The following is a 15,407-nucleotide window of genomic DNA, read 5'->3' as shown; positions in this document are numbered from 1 at the left end:
GATCCCCAAGGCACAGCCGAGCTCGCGCCGGACGTGGCCACCACCGTCTTCGCGCGGCTGGGGAAGCGCTTACCCTCGCGCGCTACGCTGCCGCACATGGTCCAAGCGCGCCGACCTGGAGTCGTCCTCGCGATGTCCCCGGCGAACCTGCCCCGACTGCTCGACGACCACCAACGGCAGCGCCTCGCGATGCTCGCCGACGTGGACCTCGACCTCGTTCTCGACGAGTACCGCAGTGCGCGCGCCCGGGCCGCGCTCGGGCGTGCGGAGGTGCTGCTCACCTGCTGGGGAGCTCCGCCCGTGGACGCCGAGGCGGTCGCCGCCGCACCCGGGCTGGCCGCCATCGTCCACGGCGCCGGCTCGGTCAAGAGCCTGGTAACCCAGGCCGCCTGGGACCACGGCGTCCGGGTCTCCTCGGCGGTCGCCGCGAACGCCGTACCCGTCGCGGAGTACACCGTGGCCATGGTGGTGCTGGCCGGCAAGCGGGCGTTCCCGATCCAGGCGGCCTACCGCGCCGACGCGCGGCGGCAGGACTGGGCGGCGCGGTTCCCCGGCCTGGGCAACTACGGCACCACCGTGGGGATCGTCGGCGCCTCGCACGTCGGCCGGCGGGTGCTGGACATGCTCGCGGCGTACGACCTGAACGTCCTGCTGGCGGACCCGACCCTGACCGCTGCGCAGGCGGCCGACCTCGGCGCCCGGCTGGTCGACCTGGACCAACTCGCCGCCAGTTCGGACGTGGTGAGCATCCACGCGCCGGACGTACCGGCGACGTACCACATGTTCGACGCCCGCCGGCTGGCCCTGATGCCGGACGGCGCGACGCTCGTCAACACCGCGCGCGGCCGACTGGTGGACACCGACGCGCTGACGGCGGAGGCGGTGAGCGGCCGGCTGTCCGCGGTACTGGACGTCACCGACCCGGAGCCGCTGCCCGCCGACTCGCCGCTGTTCGGGTTGCCGAACGTCGTGCTGACGCCGCACATCGCCGGGTCGCTGGGCAACGAGGTGCACCGGATGGGTGCGCTCGCGGTGGACGAGGTGGAACGCTTCGCGCGGGGCGAGGACTTCGCGCATGCGGTCGACCGTGCGCGGCTGGACCTGCTGGCCTGAGCGTACGTAGGGATAGGCTCCGGGCATGGGACGAGGATCGCGAGCGAAGGTTCGTTGGACGAAGGAACGCACCCGCCGCAAGCGCGAGCGGGACAGGCGCAAGGCAGAGGAGAGAGGCGCGGCACGCAAGAGCAGGTGACCGCGATGCCGTCGCCCGCGGGCGTTCGCCGTGCGGTCGGGGCCTTCCCCGGCGGCACGGCGATCTCCCGCATCCGCATCTACGACTGGCCCACTCCCGACGGACTACGGGGCGGGTCACCGCACGTGCACCTGCTCTGCACCGATGGCTACATCGTGCTCGGCGGCTCCGGCCGGCTGCAGACGCTCGGCCCGGACGGCTACGTCGAGGTGCCGCTGCGGCGCGGTGAGATCGTCTGGTTCACGCCGGGCGTGATCCACCGCGCGGTGAACGACGGTGACCTGGACATCCTGGTGGTGATGCAGAACGCCGGGCTGCCCGAGGCCGGTGACGCGGTGATGACGCTGCCCTCGGAGCTGCTCGCCGACGCCGAGCGGTACGCCGAGGCCACCCGGCTCGGCTGGCCGGCCGCGCTCGACCCCCGCGACGAGCCCGCCGCGCGTGCGCGGCGAGACCTCGCCGTCGAGGGTTCCTCGCGCTCCGGGCGCGGGTGGAGGCGGAGGGTCCGGGCGCGCTGGCCGACTTCTACACCGCCGCCCGGCGGCTCGTCGCGCCGCGGCTGGACAGCTGGCGGGAGCGGTGGGAGCGGGGTCCGCTGGCCGCCGCGGAGGAGTCCGGGCGCCAGCTCACCGCGCTGGCCACAGGTGACGTCGCCCACCTGGGTGCGGGCGGGATCTTCGGCCAGTCCGTACCCGCCCGGGAGAGGTACGGCATGTGTGGGCGCCTTTCGGCCTATGATGCCGAGCCCGAGCGTCGATAGCCCGTTACGACGGTTACGGCGCACCCTGCCAGCCTTTCGCCCGTTTTGACCGCGGCCAGGTCCGGACGCCGCCGCGTATCCTTTGGGCAGGCAGACCTAAGAAGGAGCACGCGGCGTGAGCCACAGCGATCTGATCGACACCACGGAGATGTATCTCCGCACCGTGTACGAGCTGGAGGAGGAGGGGATCGTCCCCCTCCGTGCCCGGATCGCCGAACGCCTGCACCAGTCCGGCCCCACGGTCAGCCAGACGGTTGCCCGGATGGAGCGGGACGGACTGCTCACCGTCCAGGGCGACCGGCACCTGGAGCTGTCGCCGAAGGGCCGGACACTGGCCACGCGGGTGATGCGCAAGCACCGGCTCGCCGAGCGCCTGCTGGTCGACGTGATCGGCCTGGACTGGGAGCTGGTGCACGTCGAGGCCTGCCGCTGGGAGCACGTGATCTCCGACGACGTGGAACGCCGCCTGGTGACGATCCTCGGTGAGCCGACGGTCTCGCCCTACGGCAACCCCATCCCCGGCCTTTCCGAGCTCGGCTACTCCGGCGCGGTGGAGGACTTCCTGGCCGAGGTGGAGTCGCTGGAGCAGGTGGTCGCCACGGCCGGGACCGGCGAGGAGACCAAGGTGGTCGTACGCCGGATCAGCGAGCCGCTGCAGACCACGCCGGAGTTGATGGAGGTGCTGCGCAGGGCGGGTGCGCTTCCGGGGCAGACGGTGACGGTGACGGCCGGACCGGACAGTGTCCTGGTCCGGGGCGGTGACGGCGACGAGGTGGGCGGCGACGGGTCGGCCCGGATCGCCGGCGCGACCGCCGAGATCGCCCACCAGCACGCCGGCCACATCTTCGTCCGGCGTCTGTAGGGCACCCCGGCGCCGGCCGTCGGACCCGGGTCCTATCCTCGACCTGCCCTGCCCCCGTCCTCCGCGAAGGAGGCTGACCCGCCGTGACGTCTGACTGGCCGGGCTATCTCGACGACTTCCACCTCCGCCACGCCGGTGTCACCGAGGATCTGCTGCGCCGTTGCCGCGCCGGCGACCTCACGCCGTACGGCTGGGTGCTACGGCCGGTGGCGGGTCGGGGACGCCGCGTTCTCGACGTCGCGTGCGGCAGTGGGGCGGTGGCCGGTGAGCTGCACCTGGAGCAGTACCACCGGGAGGGCATCGCCGATCCCATGATCGTCGGGATCGACCGGTCGCGGCGGGAGCTGGAGGTCGCCCGCGAGCGCCACCACGCCCAGGTGCTCTGTGCCGACGCCACCAGGCTGCCGTTCACCGACGGCAGGTTCGACGCGGTCGTGTGCTCGATGGGGCTGATGGTGGTGCAGCCGCTGGCGGAGGCCCTGGCCGAGATCGCGCGGGTGTTGCGCCCGGGTGGGATGCTGACGGCGACAGTTGCCGCCGCGGTGCCGCTGCGGGCGAGCGACCTTCGCGTCCTCGGGCCGCTGACAGCCAGGTTGCGCAGGCCGCCGCGGTTTCCCGGGTGGGCCGAGCTCGGCGGGCTGGGTGACCTTCTGGAAGGCGCCGGCCTGCACGTTGTCGAGGATGCCCGCGAACGCTTCGTGTTCTGCGTACGCGACGCGGCCGACGCCGAGTTGCTGGTCACCGCCCTGTATCTGCCGGAGCTGTCGGAGGAGCGACGAGCGGCGGCGATCGGCTGGCTCACCGAACGCGCGCACGGTCGTGACGCCGGAGTGGACGTCGCCATCCCGATCCGCCGGGTGCTGGCGATGCGCCGCTGAGAGCGGCAGTCCGCGAACCGGCACCCCGGGCAAGCCGGCGTTGACACCCCCCTGCCGCTGTCAACCCGCTCTTGTCAGAGTCGTTGCCAGCATCCTTGTCGCAGTTTTTGCCGACGTGTTCGCGGACGTCTTCGCCGACGTCGGGTCAACGCGGTTGGTGTGGTCCGCTGGACTCGCGTACGACCAGCTCGGGCTGGAACAACACCTGTTCGTGCTCGTGCTGCCCGTGGGCCCCGGCCTCGGCGAGGAGGAGGTCGGCGGCTGCCCGGCCGATCTGGTAGCGCGGCTGGCGGATGGACGTCAGCGGAGTGGTGAGCACGGCCGCGAACTCCACGTCGTCGTACCCCACCACCGCGACGTCGTCGGGCACGCTGAGACCACGTTTGCGCAGCCCCCGCAGCACGCCGAGCGCGGTGAGGTCGTTGACGCAGACGATGGCGGTGACGCCGTCCGCCTGGTCGAGCACCCGGGTGAGGGCCTGCTCGCCGCCGTCGGCGTTCAGCGCGCTGACGGTCACCTCCACCAGCGAACCGGACAGGGTGAGACCGGCCGCCTTCAACGCCTTCCGCACGCCCTTGCGCCGGTCCGCGCACTGCCGGATCTTCGTTGGCCCGTTGACGAACGCGATGCGGCGGTGTCCCAGCGAGATCAGGTGAGCGGCGGCGAGCTCGCCGCCGCGTACGTCGTCCACTCCGACCGAGCACATCGTTCCGCCGTCGCTGCGGTCGAGCAGTACGACGGCGGTGCCGCGGTCGCGGGCCTGGTCCAGCCAGGTGAGGTCCTCCTCCGCGGGACTGACCAGGACGCCCTGCACGCCTTGTTCCTCCAGCAGCCGGAGGTAGCGGAGTTCGCGTTCGTTGCTCTCGTCGGAACTGGCCAGGATGAGGATGTGGTCGTCCTCGGCGAGGCGGTCCTCGATGCCGCGGGCGACGTCGGTGAAGAACGGGTTGGCGATGTCGAGAACGATCGCCCCGACCGCACGGCTGGTGCCGGCGCGGAGCTGGCGGGCCGAACCGTTGCGGACGAAGCCGAGCGTCGCGATGGCCTCCTCCACCTTGTGCCGGGTCTCCTCGGCCACCAGTGCGGGTTTGTTCAGCACGTTCGAAACGGTCCCGACGGACACGCCGGCGAGTTCGGCCACGTCCCGAATACCCCGGCGTCGCGCGGCGCTGTGCGGCGTACGACCCACACTTTCGGCAATCGCCGCCATGAATCCCTCCCAGGTAAGGCCCGCCCGGAAAAGGTATTCCCCGGACCGGCCATGAAACGCACCCGCCGGCCGGCCGCGAAAGCGCCCCCCAACCACCGGGCTACTGCCCATACGCGAACCAGGCTTGGGATCCAGCATAGGAGGCCCTTGACAGTCCGCTGCGCCGACAATAGCGTCACTCGCGCGAATCTTGAAAGGTTTCACCGCCCAATTCAACGGACGGACAGTGACGTGGACGAAACCGCCGGGCCCCTTCGGCCGCACAATCTTCGGACAGAGACCGCGAAATCCCCCCTCGGCCTGGACGAACCCACGCCGCTTCTGGCCTGGGAACTGACCGGAAACGGCCGGAGCAGAGCTCAGCGCGCTTACCGAATCCGGCTTTTCCCTGCCGCGGCCGGAGCCGAACCCCTCGCGGACGGTGCCGACGCACACCCGGCCGTGGTGTGGGACTCCGGCGAGGTGACGTCCGACCAGTCGGCCGGGGTGACGTACGCCGGTCCGGTACTGGCCGCCCGTGAGCGCTACGCCTGGGCGGTGCGGGTGACCGACGAGGCCGGCCGTGACTCGGGGTGGAGCGAGCCGGCGGAGTTCGAGATGGGCCTGCCGGCCGAGGCCGACTGGCAGGCTGACGGGGTCCAGACGCGGTGGATCGGCGCGCCCGGTGAGGACGACCTCGCCGACGCGGTGTCGCTGGACTACGCCGGCCGGCCGCACAGGATCCAGCGCGTGTGGCTGCCCGGCGCCCTTTCGTCGGCCGCGCGCACCGCCTACTTCAGGACGCGGTTCGAGGTCCCGGCGGGTTTCGACGCCGAGCGGGTACGCCTGCTGGCCGACGCGGACGAGGCGCGGGTCCGGGTCTACTGCAACGGACGCGAGGTGGCCGCGGACGGCAGCCCGATCGAGGCGAACACGATCCGTTCGGGCACGAACGTTCTCGCCGTCGCCGTCGAGGGCAACACCGAGGGGCGCGCAGGCGCGGGCAGCGACACGAGCCTCGTCGGCCTGCCGGGTCTGGTGGTGCGGCTCGACGCCGAGTCGGGCGGCAACCATGTCGTGGTGACCAGCGACGACAGTTGGCGGTGCTCGCAGACCGCAGGCGATGGCTGGGAGACGGACGGCCAGGACGACTCGAGGTGGCAACTGGCCCAGGCGTTCGGCCTGCACGGCGTCGCGCCGCACGGTCGTTCACCGCTCAGCTACCGCCCAAGTCCCTGTCTGCGCAAGGAGTTCCGGACCGACGCGCCGGTTCGCCGCGCCCGCCTCTACGCCACCGCGCTCGGGTTGTACGAGGCGCGGCTGAACGGCGAGCGGGTGGGGGACCACCGGTTCGCGCCGGGCTGGACCGACTACGCCCGGCGCGTGCCGTACCAGACCTACGACGTGACCGACCTGGTGCGGTCCGGCGACAACGTCCTCGCGGGCGTGCTCGCCGACGGGTGGTACGCCGGCAACGTCTGCTGGTTCGGTCCGTTCCAGTACGGCCGGCACCGATTGTTCCGCGCACGGTTGGAGGTCGAGCACACCGACGGCACCCGCACCGTCGTGGCCACCGACGAGTCGTGGCGGGCGGGGGAGGGTGCGACGAGGTACGCCGACCTGCAGAACGGCGAGGTCGTCGACGCCCGGCTGGAGCCCACCGGGTGGGACCTGCCCGGCTTCGACGACTCCGCCTGGCAGCACGCGGTCGCCGGCTCGCCCACGCACGGTCCGCTGGAGGCCGAGGTCGCTCCGCCGATCCGTGTCAAGGAGATCCTGCCCGCGGTCACCGTCACCTCACCGCGGTCCGGCGTGCACCTGGTCGACTTCGGCCAGAACCTCGTCGGCTGGGTCCGGTTGCGCGTACGCGGACAGGCGGGCACGAGGCTGCTGCTGCGGCACGCGGAGGTACTCGACCATCGCGGCGAGCTCTACGTCGAGGCGCTGCGCGACGCCCGGGCCACCGACGAGTACGTCCTGCGCGGCGACCCCGACGGTGAGGTGTTCGAGCCCCGCTTCACCGTGCACGGGTTCCGGTACGCCGAGATCGTCGGCCTGCAAGGCGATCTCGACCCGGCCGACGTACAGGCGAAGGTCGTCTTCGCCGACATGGAGCAGATCGGCACGTTCGAGTGCTCCGACCCACGGCTCAACCAGCTGCAGCACAACATCGTCTGGGGTCAGCGCGGCAACTTCCTCAGCGTTCCGACCGACTGCCCGCAGCGCGACGAGCGGCTCGGCTGGACGGGCGACGCACAGGTGTTCGCGTCGACCGCGGCGTACAACTACGACGTCCGTTCGTTCCTGCGCAAGTGGCTGCGGGACCTGCGCGACGGCCAGCAGCCCGACGGCGGCGTTCCCCACGTCGCACCGGACGTGCTGTCGCCCCAGTCGTTCCAGATGGGCGGTGACGGACGCGCGGCCGCGGGTGCCGCCGGATGGGGCGACGCGATCGAGATCGTTCCGTGGGAGCTGCTGCGCGCGTACGGCGACCGCCGGGTGGTCGCGGAGAACCTCGCCGCGGTCGGTTCCTGGCTCGACTACCTCGAGTCGCACAGCACCGACCTGGTGCGCCCGGCCGAGGGGTTCGCCGACTGGCTGGCGCCGACGCCGACCCCGGCCGACCTGGTGGCCACCGCCTTCTTCGCCTACGCCGCCCGCGTCGCCGCGAAGCTGGCCGCCGAACTCGACCGGTCCGACGACGCGGCTCGCTGGGAGAAGCTGTACGAGCAGGTGCGGGCGGCGTTCCGGGCCCGCTACGTGCGCGGCGGTGGGCGCGTGGAGTCCGGAACCCAGACGTCGTACGTGCTCGCCCTGCACTTCGGGCTGCTCGAACCCGCGGAGGAGCCACTCGCCGCCCGGCACCTGGTGGAGGAGATCGCCTCCCGCAACTGGCACCTCGCCACCGGCTTCCTGGGCACGCCCTACCTCCTGCCGGTGCTGTCGAGGTTCGGCTTCGAGGACGTCGCGTTCCGGCTGCTCACCCAGGACACCTTCCCGTCCTGGCTCTACCCCGTCGTGCACGGCGACGCCACCACGATGTGGGAGCGCTGGGACTCCTGGAGCGACTCGCGCGGCTTCCAGGACCCGGGCATGACGTCGTTCAACCACTACGCCTACGGCGCGGTCGGTGAGTGGATCTACCAGACGCTCGGCGGGATCGCGCCGGGAGAGCCGGGCTACCGGAAGGTGGTGGTCCGCCCGCGCGCCGGAGGCGACGTCAGCTGGGCGCGGGCGTCACTGCGGACGCCGTACGGCAAGGTGTCGACGCGCTGGCGGCAGACACCGGAGGGAGCGTTCACCCTGGAGGTCACGCTGCCCCCGAACGTCACCGGCGAGGTCTGGCTGCCGACGGCGGACGCGTCCGGGGTGACCGAGGGCGGCGAGCCGCTCGCCGCGGCGGACGGCCTGGCGGCGGAGCCGAGCACCGACGGTAGGGAGACGCTGGTCCGGGTGGGTTCGGGCTCGTACACCTTCCAGGTGCCGGCCATGACCTGATGGAGCACGGCCGGCCGTGCTCCGGCCCGACCGCGCTTCCAGACACCTGGGCGCCCACCCCGGTCGGCGCACGGTCAGCGCACGGCCGCGCCCCGGGGCCTGCGCAGCGTGTACCCCACGCCGCGCACGGTGTGGATGAGAGGCGGGTCCTGCTTGTCGATCTTGCGGCGCAGGTAGCTGATGTAGGACTCGACGATGCGGCTGTCGCCGCCCGCCTGGTAGTCCCACACCCGGTCCAGGATCTGGGTCTTGCTCACGACCTTCTCCGCGTTGATCAGGAGGTAACGGAGCAGGTTGAACTCGGTGGGGGAGAGCCTGACGGTGACGCCGCTGCGGCGAACCTCGTGGGCGTGCTCGTCGAGTTCCAGGTCACAGTAGGTCAACACCGGCGGTCCTCAGGGGTCGGAATAGGGGTTGGCTACGCGGGGGAGCTTCGCGGGTCAACCTGAGAGCGACCTGTGATTTAGTCCAAGAGCAGGGAAGGTTTCCGGCAAGCAGCCCAGCCGGAGCGGGCGAGGAGGACCGGCCCTGGCCGGATTGCCCGGAATCGGCCCCGGCAGGATGGGAACCAGCATGTGGCGACGGTGCGTCGTAACGCTGCGCGAAGACGTCGACACGCCAGGACATCGCGGCGGCGCCGAAGCGAGAGGTGTCCTTGACATGCCCTGGACATGCCCTGGTGGCAGGCAGAGTACGACGACAAGGGGGCGCTCATGCGCAGCTGGCATTCGGACGCGCTGAACCGCATCGCCGCGGCGGCCGCAGCCGACCGTGCGGTCACCCAGGCCTGGGTGTACGGCTCCGGGGCGAGTGGTGAGCTCGACGAGTGGAGCGACCTCGACATCGGACTGGTGGTCGCCGGTGAGGACCCGCACAAGATCGCGGCGCCGGACTGGCTCGCGTTCCTCGGCCCGCTCTGGACCTTCCAGTGCTCCGACCGGGATGGCGGCGCCCTGGTCCGGGCGGTGTTCCGCGACGGGCGGCGGGTCGACCTCAGTGCCGTCGACGACCCGGACGTGCTTCCGGCCGACCGGCGCCGGATCGACCTGACAGTGAGCGAGGCGGGTGCCGCGGGCCACGAGGGTCCTGGTTCGGACGAGGCGGAGCTACCTGCCCTGGTGCACCAGTTCCGGTTCACCGCCGCGCTCGCCGTGGCCAAGGACGCTCGCGACGACCTGCTGATCGGCGGCCACCTCGCGCTGGAACTGCCCCGGCTGTGCCTGGTCCTCGCCATGCTCCTGCGCGACCGCGCGGAAGACGACGTGCACCACCGGTTCGGCGGCGCCGGCAACGACGTCTGGGACCACGTCCTCGACCTGATGCCCGAGCAGGACTCCGGGCGGGACAGCGTGCTCGACCTGGTGGACGCCTCGGCAGGACTCTTCGACGAGCTCGCCGCGCGGGTCTGGCCCGACTACGTGCCCGACTGGTCGGGACTCACCGTGCTGCTGGACCGAGCCCGGGACCGCTCTGCGCTGGACGTGCCAGTCCGCGTCGGGTGAGTTCCTCGGCCATCGGACCGAAGCGCACGCCGGTGACGAGGTGAACACCGTCGAAGGCGCCGCTGTCCCGGATCCGCTCGACCTGTTCACACGCCGCCTCGACACCGGCCCGGCGGTCCTGCCCGACCCGGCGGATCAGCTCCTCGGGGACGTTCAGGTCCGGGATGCTCGCCGCGAGCCGGCGGGCCATCGCCTCGCTGGAGAGTACGAGAACCCCGGCGTACACCGGGCAGTCCGGGCCGTGCGTCTCCCGCCAGCGCACCTGCCCGGTCACGTCGAACCCCACCTGCGTGAACACGAAGTCCGCCGCCCGCTTCCACGCCGGCAGGGGGCCCGGGCCGGCGGCGACCCCCGCGCGGAACCCGCCGCCCCGTAGCTCCGGCTCCTCCGCGAACCTCCTCACCTCCTCCAGCATGGCGCGCACCGTCAGGTCACCGGTCCGGTTGCCGGAGGTGGGCTTGTCGCCGTAGACGAACACGAACCGCTCGACGCCGTACGCCGCCGCGGTGAGGAGGTCGCGGCGCAGGCCGAGCAGGTTGCGGTCCCGGGCGTTCAGGCAGGCCAGCCCGCGGCCGCCGGCGCGCTGGATCTCGTGCGCGACGGCGACGCTGGAGATCGTGGCGCGGCCCAGATGGTTGTCCGGCGCCAGGAAGGCGTCGGCGACCGGACCCAGCACTTCGATCTGCCGGCGGACGTGGGCGAGGTCCGGCCGCGCAGGCGGCTCGACCTCGCAGACGACCTCGAACGCGGGAGCGGGCATCCGCTCAGCTTAGGGGTGCCCGCTCCCCGCCCGTGCTTCCCTCCGCCCGTGCTCGGCGCCAGGCGCTCAGCGGTGGGTCAGGTGGTACGCCCGGACCAGGGTCTGGTCAACGGTGCTGCCCGCCCCGTCGTCGGCGGTGACCCGCAACGACACCGACCCCGGCTCCGCGAGTCGCCGGCCCGAGCGACTGGGTCCAGTGCCCGGCCGAGTCGGTCCAGGGGGCGATGTCGTAGGTCAGCGTGTCGCCGAACCGCGTGCTCGCCCGCCGCGCACCGCTCAGTGTCAACTCGGAGTTGGCAGGCCCGGGGGAGAACGGCGCGGCCAGCCAGTCCTCGCCGGTGTGCTGCCCGAGCTGGTACGCCGGCAGGTCCCGGGCGTACATCACGTCGCCGGGGTTGTCGTAGAGGTACTGCCAGCTGGGCTGGACGCCGACGTCCGGACGGGCCGTGACGTACTCGGTCCTGGTGTGGCCGAGCGTGGGCAGGTAGTCGGCCACCAGGGTCGAACCACACCCGCAGGCCGCCGCGACGAAGTTGTGCAGGCGCCAGCGCTACGACGACGCGCACCACGTGCGGAGACGTTGAACAGACCATGCCGACGGGAGAGAGCAGGCCGGCGGCCCGGTCGACGGGGAGTATGGCCATGCTCACCGGCAGTCGTAAACCGTTCGGCAGCGCGCTGGCACATTTCAGCCACAGGACGCCGTGCCCCCTGCCGCAGGACGCAGGTCGCCAACGCTCCAACGGGACCCGCTGCTGGCGAGCTCCGGACACCCCGCGCGGGAGCGGTTCTCACATGGTGAACGCGAAGGGGGGCGGCGTTGCCGGGCGTGACCGCGCGCCATACCGTCAAGCCCTCGCTTTTGGGCTCGCACAGGAGGAGCTGACGCCCGTGACAACATCGCCGGGTCCCGCCGGATCGCGCCGCGCGCTGGTCGTACGCGGAGGCTGGGAGGGCCACGTGCCCGTGGAGGCAACCGATCGCTTCGTCCCGTTCCTGCGGGAGAGCGGTTACACCGTGGAGGTCTCCGACACCCTGGACTCCTACCTCGACGCCGACCTCCTCGCCTCGACCGACCTGATCGTGCAGTGCTGGACGATGGGCCAGATCACCCCCGAGCAGAGCAAGGGCCTGGACACGGCCGTCCGGGCGGGCACCGGGCTCGCCGGCTGGCACGGCGGCATCGCCGACGCCTTCCGGGCCGACCTCGAGTACAACTTCATGGTCGGCGGGCAGTTCATCTGCCACCCGGGCGGCTTCGTCGACTACGAGGTCCGGGTGCTTCCTGAGCGGGCCGACCACCCGATCGTCGCGGGTGTCGACCGGTTTGCCGTCCACACCGAGCAGTACTACGTACACGCGGACCCGAGCATCGACGTGCTCGCGTCCACGACCTTCGCCGCTCACCCGGACTACCCCTGGATCGACGGCGTGACCATGCCGGCCGTGTGGACCAAGCCCTGGGGTTCGGGCCGGGTCTTCGTCTGTACGGTCGGCCACAAGCTTGACGACCTCGACACCCCCGAGGTTCGCACGATCATCGAGAGAGGACTGCTATGGGCGAGCCGCTGAAGGTTGGCGTCGTCGGCACCGGCACGATCAGCAGGACGTACTTCGAGCACCTGGCCAAGCTGCCGGGGACCGAGGTCGTCGCCGCCGCCGATCTGGACATCTCGCGGGCCAAGGCCGCCGGCGAAAAGTACGGCGTCCGGGCGATGACTCCCGACGAGCTGTACGCCGACGAGGAGGTGGAGGCCATCCTCAACCTCACCATCCCGGCCGCACACGCCTCGGTGACCTTGGCCGCCCTCGGTGCGGGCAAGCACGTCTACGGCGAGAAGCCGCTGGCGGTGACCCGGCAGGAGGCGCGGCCGCTGCTCGACGCCGCCGCCCAGGCCGGCCTGCGGATCGGCTGCGCGCCCGACACCGTGCTCGGCACCGGTACACAGACCGCCCGGGCCCTGCTCGACCGCGGGGAGATCGGCCAGCCGATCGCGGCGACCGCGTTCTTCGTCAGCCCCGGCCCCGAGCCGTGGCACCCGGACCCGGAGTTCTACTACAAGCCGGGCGGCGGCCCGCTGCTGGACATGGGCCCCTACTACCTCAGCGCGCTGATCAACCTGCTCGGCCCGATCGCCCGGGTGACCGGGCGGGTCGGCCGGGCCCGGCAGGAGCGCACTGTCGGCAGTGGTCCCAAGGAGGGGACGACGTTCACCGTCGAGGTGGACACGCACGTGACCGGCGTCCTCGAGCACGAGTCCGGTGTCCTCACCTCGATCGTCACCAGTTTCGACGTGTGGGGTGCCAAGCTGCCCCGCATCGAGGTCTACGGCAGCGAGGGCTCGCTGTCGGTGCCCGACCCGAACACGTTCGCCGGTGACGTCGAGGTGTTCAAGCCCGGCAGCCACGAGTGGTCGGTGGCGCAGGTGGCCGGCGGGTACGCCGACTCCGGCCGCGGCTACGGCCTGGCCGACATGGCACGGGCGATCCGCGACGGCGGACGGCACCGGGCCAGCGGCGAGCTCGCCTACCACGTGCTCGACGTGATGGAGTCGCTGCTCGAGTCCGGCACCCGGGGCGGCGCCCCGGTCGAGGTGGAGAGCACGGTGGAGCGCCCGGCGGCCGTACCGGAAGGTGCGACCCCCGACGTGGCCTGAGCCGCGGCCTGAAGCGTTCGACGCACGACGCCACCAACGGCCCCCACACCACACGGTGTGGGGGCCGTCGGCTTTCCGGTGTCCGCATCCGGAAGGGGGTGCGGGACGGACTTCGCGGCGGTCACGCGTCGAGGTGACCGGGCGTGGAACGGCAGTCATCGGACGGTGTCCGCGTAGCTTGATCGGTGTTACCTGCAGGAAACGAACCCAACGTGACAAGGCGAGTTCGCGCGCTCACGAAGCGTTTATTGATAGCGGGAAGTAGTCGGGAACAGCGTGCGTCCGACCGTTGACTAGGCGATGCGGCGCCCGTACCTTAGGTGGACATTGAAACGACTCAGGCCGCTTCTTTTAACACGGGGTTAACGCGAACGCAGGGTACGGGGTCAACGCGAAGGCGGATGGGCATGTCAGATCTCAGCCATGGCGTAGTGAGGGCTCTTCGACCGGCTGGTGTCGCCAATGAGGGCATCTATAGTGCGCCAGCTGTCACCACGACGCATCACAATGTTCCCAGTCATGTTCCGAGTCACGTTCCAAGTCACGTCACGACGACGACCGATCTACGGCGCCGTGTGACCGACGACGAGATCAGGCTCCTGGCACTGCTGGCCGACGGGCTTCCGGTGGAAGCCATCGCGCGTCGGCTAGCGCTTTCCGATCGGACGGTGCGCCGGCGTTCGCGGGCGCTCTGCGACCGACTCGGTGCCCGGGCGCCGATTCAGGTCGTCGCTTGGGCCGCGAGGAACGGGCTGATCTAGAACCCCAGCAGGGTTCGAAGCAGCTCTCCCCGCGCCGGCGAGTCGCAGCGCAACGAAGCGCTCGGCCCGTCGGTCGCCTACCGAACCTCCCGCTGGGCGGGTGCCAGACGGCATCCGCCCAGCGGTTTTTTTGGTGAGGGCTCCGTGCTCGGAGAGGGCTTTCCAGGGCGAACGGCATTCCGTGTGGGATCGTTACCAGGTTGTGATCGACCTTGTTGGCCGGGAATCGGGCCGGAATTACCACCGAGCGTGACGAAAAGCGCAACGCGAACGCCCGGCCGAATGGTCTCGGCCGGGCGTTCGTCGTTCCTGCTTCGGGTTCTGGCTCTTTCAGGAGGTGGCAGGACAGGTTGTGGCAGCTTCGGGTTGACGACTGCCCGAGGTTCGGCCGAGGCCGGCCGCGGTCAGCCCTTCACGCCGGTGAGGGTGATGCCCTGGATGAACGTCCGCTGGGCGAAGAAGAACACCACGATCACCGGGATCACCACCACCGTGCTGGCCGCCATCAGCGGCCCGAACTGCGAGCTGTACTCACTGCGGAAGAACGTCAGTCCGAGCGAGAGCGTGTAGCTGTCGGCGTCGCTGAGGTAGATCAGCGGGCCCAGCAGGTCGTTCCAGGACGTGAGGAACTGGAACAACGCCACCGCCGCCAAGGCCGGCTTGGCAAGCGGCAGGATGATCCGCCAGTAGATGACCAGCTCGTTGGCGCCGTCCATGCGGGCCGACTCCGACATCTCCTTCGGGATGCTCAGGAAGAACTGCCGGAGCAGGAAGATGTAGAACGGCACGCCGAAGAAGTGCGGAACGATCAACGGGAGATAGGTGTCGGTCCACCCGATCGCTCGGAACATCGTGAACAGCGGCACCATCGTGACGTAGAACGGGATCATCATCGTGGACAGGATCACCACGAACAACGGCGTGCGCCACCGCCACTCGATCCGGGACAGCCCGTACGCCACGAACGAGCTCGACAGCGCCGCGCCGAGCATGGAGAAGGCGCAGATCACCAGCGTGTTGAACAGGTACCGGGCGAACGGGAACACCTGCAGCCCGGCGATGTAGTTCTCAAGCGTCAGCGTCTTGGGAAACCACACCACCGGAAAGGCGTTCAGGTCGGCACCGGTCTTGATCGAGCCGGAGACCATCCAGAAGAACGGCACCATGAAGATCACGCTGATCGCGATCAGGAACGCGTGCGCGACGATCTTCTCGGCGAGTTTGTTCCAGCCCGCGCCGCGTTGGGCGGGGAGGGCGGTGCGTTGTGCGACTGCCATCTTTTCTCAGC

14 protein-coding genes are annotated in these 15,407 nt (G+C 70.9%); 9 read left to right on the top strand and 5 right to left on the bottom strand.

Translation table 11 applies throughout. The annotated features are described in order from the left end of the window. Window positions 1-96 precede the first annotated feature (96 nt). From BLU27_RS01460 to BLU27_RS01445, 4 genes are all read left to right on the top strand, one after another. The gene (locus tag BLU27_RS01460; protein WP_092649833.1) at window positions 97-1,113 is read left to right on the top strand and encodes a hydroxyacid dehydrogenase; all 1,017 of its coding nucleotides are present in this window, start codon (window positions 97-99) and stop codon (window positions 1,111-1,113) included. Between the two features lie 144 nt (window positions 1,114-1,257). After that, window positions 1,258-2,061, top strand: coding sequence for a cupin domain-containing protein (locus tag BLU27_RS01455; RefSeq protein ID WP_197681630.1), 804 nt, complete (start codon window positions 1,258-1,260; stop codon window positions 2,059-2,061). A gap of 66 nt (window positions 2,062-2,127) precedes the next feature. Continuing rightward, window positions 2,128-2,874, top strand: a complete 747-nt coding sequence (locus BLU27_RS01450) for an iron-dependent transcriptional repressor DtxR (protein ID WP_092649831.1) — start codon at window positions 2,128-2,130, stop codon at window positions 2,872-2,874. Window positions 2,875-2,957: 83 nt separating this feature from the next. Beyond that, complete coding sequence (locus BLU27_RS01445) at window positions 2,958-3,752, top strand: class I SAM-dependent methyltransferase (protein WP_092649829.1); 795 nt, start codon at window positions 2,958-2,960, stop codon at window positions 3,750-3,752. Window positions 3,753-3,897: 145 nt separating this feature from the next. On the opposite strand, the gene BLU27_RS01440 is transcribed toward BLU27_RS01445, so the two are convergent. Continuing rightward, the gene (locus tag BLU27_RS01440; protein ID WP_172804845.1) at window positions 3,898-4,962 is read right to left on the bottom strand and encodes a LacI family DNA-binding transcriptional regulator; all 1,065 of its coding nucleotides are present in this window, start codon (window positions 4,960-4,962) and stop codon (window positions 3,898-3,900) included. A 231-nt stretch (window positions 4,963-5,193) separates the two neighbouring features. Here BLU27_RS01440 and BLU27_RS01435 point away from each other — a divergent pair, with 231 nt between their 5' ends. Continuing rightward, entirely contained in the window at window positions 5,194-8,439 is a 3,246-nt protein-coding gene (locus BLU27_RS01435; RefSeq protein ID WP_172804844.1) for a family 78 glycoside hydrolase catalytic domain, read from the top strand. Window positions 8,440-8,513: 74 nt separating this feature from the next. On the opposite strand, the gene BLU27_RS01430 is transcribed toward BLU27_RS01435, so the two are convergent. Next, entirely contained in the window at window positions 8,514-8,825 is a 312-nt protein-coding gene (locus tag BLU27_RS01430; RefSeq protein WP_422386069.1) for a winged helix-turn-helix domain-containing protein, read from the bottom strand. A 285-nt stretch (window positions 8,826-9,110) separates the two neighbouring features. On the opposite strand from BLU27_RS01430, the gene BLU27_RS01425 reads away from it, so the two are divergent. After that, entirely contained in the window at window positions 9,111-9,941 is an 831-nt protein-coding gene (locus tag BLU27_RS01425) for a nucleotidyltransferase domain-containing protein (RefSeq protein ID WP_092649823.1), read from the top strand. Here BLU27_RS01425 and BLU27_RS01420 read toward each other — a convergent pair. Both BLU27_RS01420 and BLU27_RS01415 read right to left on the bottom strand, forming a co-directional pair. After that, window positions 9,877-10,701: a methylenetetrahydrofolate reductase gene (locus BLU27_RS01420; protein ID WP_092649822.1), complete on the bottom strand. Its 825-nt coding sequence runs from the start codon at window positions 10,699-10,701 to the stop codon at window positions 9,877-9,879. The genes BLU27_RS01425 and BLU27_RS01420 overlap by 65 nt on opposite strands. Window positions 10,702-10,807: 106 nt before the next feature. Next, a complete protein-coding gene (locus tag BLU27_RS01415; protein WP_092649820.1) occupies window positions 10,808-11,197 on the bottom strand; it encodes a hypothetical protein in 390 nt (129 codons plus the stop codon). A gap of 395 nt (window positions 11,198-11,592) precedes the next feature. Between BLU27_RS01415 and BLU27_RS01410 the strand changes: the two genes are divergently transcribed. The 3 genes from BLU27_RS01410 to BLU27_RS01400 all read left to right on the top strand — a co-directional run bounded on the left by BLU27_RS01410 (window position 11,593) and on the right by BLU27_RS01400 (window position 14,119). Next, window positions 11,593-12,273 (top strand): ThuA domain-containing protein, encoded by a 681-nt coding sequence (locus BLU27_RS01410; protein WP_241827721.1) that lies wholly within the window; start codon window positions 11,593-11,595, stop codon window positions 12,271-12,273. Continuing rightward, window positions 12,258-13,358, top strand: a complete 1,101-nt coding sequence (locus tag BLU27_RS01405) for a Gfo/Idh/MocA family protein (RefSeq protein WP_092649817.1) — start codon at window positions 12,258-12,260, stop codon at window positions 13,356-13,358. Before BLU27_RS01410 ends, BLU27_RS01405 begins: the two co-directional genes overlap by 16 nt. A gap of 401 nt (window positions 13,359-13,759) precedes the next feature. Further along, the gene (locus BLU27_RS01400; protein WP_197681629.1) at window positions 13,760-14,119 is read left to right on the top strand and encodes a response regulator transcription factor; all 360 of its coding nucleotides are present in this window, start codon (window positions 13,760-13,762) and stop codon (window positions 14,117-14,119) included. A gap of 404 nt (window positions 14,120-14,523) precedes the next feature. Here BLU27_RS01400 and BLU27_RS01395 read toward each other — a convergent pair whose 3' ends face one another. Beyond that, window positions 14,524-15,396, bottom strand: a complete 873-nt coding sequence (locus tag BLU27_RS01395) for a carbohydrate ABC transporter permease (RefSeq protein ID WP_092649815.1) — start codon at window positions 15,394-15,396, stop codon at window positions 14,524-14,526. Window positions 15,397-15,407 lie beyond the last annotated feature (11 nt).

The organism is Actinopolymorpha singaporensis (assembly GCF_900104745.1).
Lineage (GTDB): Bacteria > Actinomycetota > Actinomycetes > Propionibacteriales > Actinopolymorphaceae > Actinopolymorpha > Actinopolymorpha singaporensis.
Note: the sequence above shows the minus strand (reverse complement) of the source record. Positions and strands in the feature narration are given on the sequence as shown.

Bases quoted from the DNA above. Each gene is read 5' to 3' on its own strand.
- BLU27_RS01460 (WP_092649833.1), top strand. From the start codon at position 97: ATGGTCCAAGCGCGCCGACCTGGAGTCGTCCTCGCGATGTCCCCGGCG.
- BLU27_RS01455 (WP_197681630.1), top strand. From the start codon at position 1,258: ATGCCGTCGCCCGCGGGCGTTCGCCGTGCGGTCGGGGCCTTCCCCGGC.
- BLU27_RS01440 (WP_172804845.1), bottom strand. From the start codon at position 4,962: ATGGCGGCGATTGCCGAAAGTGTGGGTCGTACGCCGCACAGCGCCGCG.
- BLU27_RS01425 (WP_092649823.1), top strand. From the start codon at position 9,111: ATGCCCTGGTGGCAGGCAGAGTACGACGACAAGGGGGCGCTCATGCGC.
- BLU27_RS01420 (WP_092649822.1), bottom strand. From the start codon at position 10,701: ATGCCCGCTCCCGCGTTCGAGGTCGTCTGCGAGGTCGAGCCGCCTGCG.
- BLU27_RS01405 (WP_092649817.1), top strand. From the start codon at position 12,258: ATGGGCGAGCCGCTGAAGGTTGGCGTCGTCGGCACCGGCACGATCAGC.
- BLU27_RS01400 (WP_197681629.1), top strand. From the start codon at position 13,760: ATGGGCATGTCAGATCTCAGCCATGGCGTAGTGAGGGCTCTTCGACCG.
- BLU27_RS01395 (WP_092649815.1), bottom strand. From the start codon at position 15,396: ATGGCAGTCGCACAACGCACCGCCCTCCCCGCCCAACGCGGCGCGGGC.